We start from the raw sequence: 6,847 nt of genomic DNA on the forward strand, positions 1-6,847 counted from the left end.
AAGATTACCTGAACGGTTACCCTCCTTTTACCCTTTCCTGGTCAATTGGACTATTTTATCTGTGACGACATCTTTAATAAATAATGCCCCATTTTTAGAATAGGCAATTTTATTTTTAAACGGTAACCAATTAAAATCATCAATCAAATCCTCAAGTTTTTTTTCTTTTTTATCCATTATCCAGAGATTTCCATTCTTTAAATAAGCAAGAATCTGTCCATCACAAGACCATTTAGGGCATCTACCTTTAACTAATTTAGATTCTCCCTCTTCATTTACATCTTTTATCCAGAGCATGTCATTGCGTTCAAAGGCTATTTTGCCCGTGATAGAAATATTGGGATTTTTCCCGTGATTTATCAATTGGACATAGTTAGTGCCGTCTTTATTGATAATCCCAATATTTTCTTTAAAATCAGTCGGCTGAATGACATCCAATAAATATTCATTAGCTATTTTACCTTTTTCCTGGTGTATTTTTTGATTTACCTTAAGGTGAAAATTCCACCAATTTAAAGAAGTTTTCTCATATTGTTCAAATATTATTCTGTCTTCAAACCAATTTGAGCAGCAACCGCCCAGTAATGTAAGTTGAAATTTGTTGGTTCCATCCGTTAACATAACATAGATATTATCTGCGTTTTCATAAGCGAGGTATTTTTTATTCCGGGACAAAACAGGATTTTTGCCGCCTTTTAAGGTCAGAAGATATGGAGTTTTATCCTTTAATCTGGCAATATTTCCACCAAGATTACCAAAGATAGAAATCTCATCATAAGATTTTGGGACAAAGATTAAACCTTTAAACGAGGCTAATATCTCTACCGGAGTTCCCTGATAGACCTGTTGTTTTCTTGTATTATTAATTATAAAATAACTCTTTGAATCATAACACAGGATTTTTGAATCCAGCCATTTTAATGGGGTTACTTTTGAATAAGATAATAATTTATCTCCAAGAAATAATCTTCCTTTTGAATCATTATAAGCAATTAATTTACCATTTGGGAGTGGATTGTGGCCTTTGTATATTACTTGTTTAATTTTTCCTTTTAAATCTAAAACCCTATAAATGAAAAAATCCTTTCTCTTAGTTATGCCGCATAGGGATTGATTAGATTTCCATTGAAGGCAAATTAGGATGATATTGGATAAATGTTGCCAATTTTTGCCGTTTGCATCTATGATTGATGTTCCTCGATAGTTTGAATATGCGATTTTAGATGAATCAGGAGACCAACAAATATCTCTGGCACTGTCATAAACCACTGTATGCACCATACCCCGTTGGACATCCACTATTTTTACCTCTTCAGATATACCCCTTACCCATTTTCGAGTTATGCCATAGGCAATTTTATTACTATCCTTTGACCAGCGAAATCCTTGTGATGTCGAAAAGCGAATTTGCTTATCGAAAATCTTGTTTATCCTTTTTCCTGCATTGCCATTAGAATCAAATATCACCAGGTCAGCGACACTACCATCTTTACTCCAATCTAAACAGACAAATTTTGTCGAATCATAAGACCATACAGGGGAAAAAGAACCAGCCGAAAGGGATTTTACAAGAAGTTTAGTCAACTTATTATCTTGAATCAGGAAAAGCGTATCTTCGGTTTCATAAATAATCCCTTTTCTGTCAAAAGACCAGTGAATATTCACTTTTACCCCTTGTTGTTTTACCAGTTTTGTTTTTTTGACTCCATCAATACCTACCCGCCAGAGATAATCACCACTTCCAACTATAAATTCATTCCCCCCTGGTGAAAAAAACATTTTGGTATTAAAAGGGAAAATATCCATATTATTGACATCTTCTTTCGTTAAATTTATTAAAACTAATGAATCTTTATTATTGTAAATAATCCCTTTATCAAGACATAAAAAATAGGTTTTGGGCTGATTTTCGTTCTGGATTATGCGGATTTGAGGAGACATTTTCCGAATAAACTCCTGAATATCATTTTTAAGAGTGGTATAGGGATAATTGAATAGGACTTTTAAAAACTCATCTTTTGCCTTATCGTTTTGGCGTTGAAGATACAGGCAAAATCCTATCATTGCTTGAGAGTAAGGGGTTATTTTACCTTTAAAAAATTTTTTAGTAACTCGTTGAAATTGCGAGATAGCACGCTGATAATTTCCCTGGGATAGATACACCTCTCCTATTCTAAATAGTCCTTCATCGACTAAATCCTCATTCGGGTAATTCTTAACGATTAATTTATATGCCTGTTTAGCCTTGCCAAATTTACCGCAAGCCCAGTAAAGTCGGCCAATATTATACTGAGCCTCATCGGCAAGATCACTGTTGGGAAACATCTTCAGGAATTTTTTAAACCTAACAATAGCCGCTGGATAATCTTTGTTTTTAGCATAACAAAATGGAATAAAAAAACTAATAGATTCTAAGTATTTACTATTGGGATAATCATTTAATAATTTAAGGTAGGCTTTTAGTGGTTTATCCCAATTTTTGTCTGTATTGGCGCATTCTTTAAATTTAATCTTGCAAATCTGATAATAGGCATCCTCGACATAGTCAGAACCAGGATATTTATTAATAAATTTTTTAATCCTAACAATAGCCATTGGATTAGATAATTTACGACTTTCGCTTATCGTTTGCCAGTAAATCTCGCCAATGCTTCGTCTGGTCTGTTTTGTAATTATTATCGTACTTCCCACACCAAAAAATATGCCGATAATAAATATTAGACAAAACAATAGAACCTTCTGAGTTAATCTCATAACAAAATACGCCTCGCTCTGGAATTCAGGTAAATGAACCTTGTGAGTCACAAAGGAGAATGAAAATATTGTGGCTAAACACTTACCTACAAATCAACCACTGAGATAATCCCTTCATAATCTACAAATTCCTTGCTAACCACATAGCACTCCGGTAATCCTATTGTTGTCGAGATAGTTTTTAGCCTTTCAAAATCACCTGGGATTCCTTTGAGTTTAACCTCAATACCAATCCTGCTATCAAGGATAAAGTCAATTTCTCTGCCGGATCTCCTTTGATAATAATGGATATTATTAAATTGCGATAAAGCATTGAAGACCGCATTCTCAAAGAGTGCACCATCAGAAACCTTTGCAAACTCACTCACTATCCCGGTATCACAAAAATAAACCTTTTTGGCTTTACTCACCAGTTTATCCATACTCCCGGTAAACGGCGGAACCAGGGTAATAAAAAATGTATCTTGTAAGAAAGAGAGATAGGAATATATAGTCTCCCGAGAGGTGCCCAACTCAGAAGCCAACCTGGCAATATCAAGTTTTGAGCCTACGCGAGCAATTAACAAAAGCAATAAGTCCCTGAATAACTGCACTTCTCTAAACTTAGCAAGGTTCTGCACCTCTTTTTCAAAATAGGATTTAAGGATATCATGAAGATGCATCTTCTTCCTGGTAATATCTTCCTCCAGAACAACCTGTGGGAAACCTCCGTAATTAAGATATTCTTCATAAGCCCCCTTTAACCTCTGATATCGAATAAAATTTTTATACCTATCTCTTTGGATTAAATCTACAAAAGATTCTTTTTCTCTACCTTTAAATGTCAAAAATTCCTCAAAATCCAAAGGACGGAGATTAAAGACAAACTTTCTACCCGCTAAGCTTTCTGGAAAAAGATTCTTTAGATAGAAACTACTTGAGCCAGTAAGGAAGAATTTAAAACCAACATGGTCATAAAGATACTTGACTACCTTTACAATGCTGGGCATAGCCTGAATCTCATCAAGAAAGATATAAGCCTTTTCCGCTGAGGTAATACCATATTCCTTTAAATTTAGAACGATATTGTTATAATCTATTTCCTCAAATATCTTTTGCACAATTGGATTTTCCAGGTCAAAAAAGGCTTTGTTTTTGCTTTCAATACTATTAAATATGGATTGATAGAGGGTTGTCTTACCTACCCGGCGCATACCAGTAAGCACAATAATCTCGGGTGAAAAGACATATTTTATTAATTCCTTTTGTATCTTTCTTGGGAATATCATAAGTCATAGTCTACACAAATAATAACAATTTGTCAAGTATTATTTGACAGAAGATGTGATTCAGACAGTAGACTATAGACATCAGACCTCAGACTAAAGTGGGCAGAAATTGCAGAAGAATGAAGGCTTGAGAGACCTGCCTATACTTCTGCTGGAAGAGTTGAAAGAGTAGAAAGAGTTGGAAGTGTTGGATGAGTTGAAGGAGTTTCTTCACTGACACTGACACTCCCACTGTCACTGATATAGGTAAGACTTAGGAAAAATTCAGGGAGTGAAGTTTTGAGGATGGTTTCCCAAAAGTCACTAATTTCCTGCATAAATAGAGTCTATAGTCTTGTGTCTGATGTCCAGTGTCTGAATCACTGGTTTCACTTTTTGTAACCGTTCAGGCTATATATCAAAAGTGTAAGAAAGGGGATAAGGAGATAAGAGTGATATGGAGATAAGATAATAGAAATAGATTGAAATTTATAGAAATAGGTAGAAATTGATTGTGGAAAACAACAAATTTCCATAAATTTCTATTAGTTTCTATTAATTTCAATTTTTTTAATAATATCTCCCTATCTCCTTAATCTCCACATCTCCTTTTGTTACACCACCTGAACGCTTACCACTTTTTTCCTCTTGACAAAATTGACTCAATAATGTAAAATAATAACCAATATGAGTGGTTTTGAAACAATATATTATACATTTACCAAACCTGTTGTCAGTATGAAAGCACTTCAAGGGCAGAAACCCGTAAGTTGGGCGTTTTTTGTGGTGCTTTTAGCCACTATCAGTAGCCATGTGGGAGGAGTATTAATAAGCCCGGTTGAGCTAAATGTGGCTAAGGCTATCCTCACGGTAGGATTACTGGGAAGATTAATTTTTATCATTGGTATCTGGATAGTTGGAACGGCGATTCTCCATCTATTTGCTGAATGGTTTGACGGAGAAGGTAAAGTAAGTAGTTTGTTCACGGCATTAGGCTTTTGTTTTTTACCCGCAATATTAATTACCCCCTGGTCATTATTAATTCAAAATACCCCACACACAATAAAATTCTCACTCTATCTCCTTTTTAATTTAATCATCCTCCTGTGGATAGTCAAATTAGAAATTATCTCTATCCGTGAGATTTATCAGGTCTCAAATTTTAGGGCAGTGATGATATTAACCACACCTGCTACTCTCATTATTCTTGGTGTTTTTATACTTATCCTCCTTGCCTTAGTGCTGAGTTTTTCCATTATCCCTGCTTCTTTTCCACATTCCCTGTTTTAAGAGCATTTTAGATTTTGGATTTATCTAAAATCGAAAGAAGGATAAAAAAGATGAAGGCAATTATTGCTTTAGAAGATGGAAAAATATTTGAAGGACAGGCATTTGGCCACTCTGGAGAAAAATATGGCGAGATAGTTTTTAATACCAGTATGACCGGGTATCAAGAAATTCTAACTGACCCTTCCTACAAAGGTCAAATAGTGACAATGACTTATCCCTTGATTGGCAACTATGGGGTAAACGATGAGGATATGGAATCTCAAATGCCTCATGTTGAGGGTTTTGTGGTTAAAGAATACAGTCAAATTTATAGCAATTGGCGAGCACAAAAAACATTGGCTGAATTTCTGAAAGAGCATAAAATTATTGGAGTAGAAGGGGTAGATACAAGGGCACTTACCAAACACATTCGGACTTGTGGTGCAATGAAAGCAGTTATCTCAACTGAGGATTTAGATAAAGAAAGTCTTGTGGCTAAAGCCATCTCTTCTCCTGGCTTAATTGGTCGGGACTTAGTTAAAGAAGTTACTTGCCAAAAGGCGTATCATTGGCAAACCAATCCCCAGTCCCCAATCCCCAATCTAAAATACAAAATTGTGGCGATGGATTTTGGTGTAAAACATAATATCTTACGGATGCTGGAAGATGTTGGTTGTGAAATGATTATTGTGCCAGCGAACACCTCGGCAGAAGAAATACTTTCCTACCATCCTGATGGCATTTTTTTATCCAATGGTCCCGGCGACCCCGCTGGTGTCCCTTATGCGGTTGAAACCGTTAAAAAACTCATCTACCAATTACCAATTACCAATTACCAGTTACCAGTTACCAATTACCAATTGTCAATCTTTGGCATTTGCTTAGGCCATCAGATTTTAGGATTAGCCTTTGGTGGTAAAACCTACAAACTTAAATTCGGACACCGAGGTGGAAATCAACCGGTGAAAGATTTAGCCACCGGTAAAATAGATATTACGGCACAAAATCATGGCTTTTGTGTGGATATTAATTCTTTGAACAAAGATGAGGTTGAAATTACGCATATCAACCCTAATGACCAGACATTAGAAGGAATGAGGCATAAAAAACTGCCGATTTTCTCGATTCAATACCATCCTGAGGCTTCACCAGGTCCGCATGATGCAGGTTATTTATTTAAGAAATTTGTTGAAATGATGAATAGAAATTAGAAATTAGGGAAAGATAGGAAAAAGTTCTCAAAAGCGTCAAAATGTAATGGGTCAGTGAAATGAGGGATTTTCCTGAAAATAGGAAGTAGAGAGTAGAGAGTAGAAAGTAAGGAAAACATCACTCCTCACGCCTATCTCCTTACCTCCCACCTCCTATCTCCTACCACTATTTTCATCCTCCTCGTATAATATATATTGTTGGTCATTTTGAATGCCACAATCCTAATTCCTTATTAAATCCCCCAAGATTGGGGGGTGGGGGTTGAAAATAAAATTAAAAAATTAATTATTAGTAGTGGTAGTGGTAGTGGTAGTGGTAGTGATGTGGAGAATGTGGGTAACTCCAAAGGAGTTATCCAAGCGATT

The 6,847-nt window shown here is 35.5% G+C and carries 5 protein-coding genes; 2 read left to right on the forward strand and 3 right to left on the reverse strand.

Annotation, left to right across the window (positions count from 1 at the left end; all coding sequences use genetic code 11):
• Positions 1–27: 27 nt before the first annotated feature.
• The 3 genes from AB1422_00675 to AB1422_00685 all read right to left on the reverse strand — a co-directional run bounded on the left by AB1422_00675 (position 28) and on the right by AB1422_00685 (position 4,537).
• Positions 28–2,754: a tetratricopeptide repeat protein gene (locus tag AB1422_00675; GenBank protein MEW6617861.1), complete on the reverse strand. Its 2,727-nt coding sequence runs from the start codon at positions 2,752–2,754 to the stop codon at positions 28–30.
• Between the two features lie 86 nt (positions 2,755–2,840).
• The gene (locus tag AB1422_00680) at positions 2,841–4,022 is read right to left on the reverse strand and encodes an ATP-binding protein (protein MEW6617862.1); all 1,182 of its coding nucleotides are present in this window, start codon (positions 4,020–4,022) and stop codon (positions 2,841–2,843) included.
• Positions 4,023–4,390: 368 nt separating this feature from the next.
• Positions 4,391–4,537, reverse strand: a complete 147-nt coding sequence (locus tag AB1422_00685; protein MEW6617863.1) for a hypothetical protein — start codon at positions 4,535–4,537, stop codon at positions 4,391–4,393.
• Positions 4,538–4,688: 151 nt separating this feature from the next.
• Between AB1422_00685 and AB1422_00690 the strand changes: the two genes are divergently transcribed.
• On the forward strand, positions 4,689–5,291 hold the full coding sequence (locus tag AB1422_00690; GenBank protein ID MEW6617864.1) for a YIP1 family protein: 603 nt from the start codon (positions 4,689–4,691) through the stop codon (positions 5,289–5,291).
• Positions 5,292–5,341: 50 nt separating this feature from the next.
• Positions 5,342–6,481: a glutamine-hydrolyzing carbamoyl-phosphate synthase small subunit gene (carA, locus tag AB1422_00695; protein ID MEW6617865.1), complete on the forward strand. Its 1,140-nt coding sequence runs from the start codon at positions 5,342–5,344 to the stop codon at positions 6,479–6,481.
• Positions 6,482–6,847: the final 366 nt, after the last annotated feature.

Source organism: bacterium (assembly GCA_040757115.1).
GTDB lineage: Bacteria > UBA9089 > CG2-30-40-21 > CG2-30-40-21 > SBAY01 > JBFLXS01.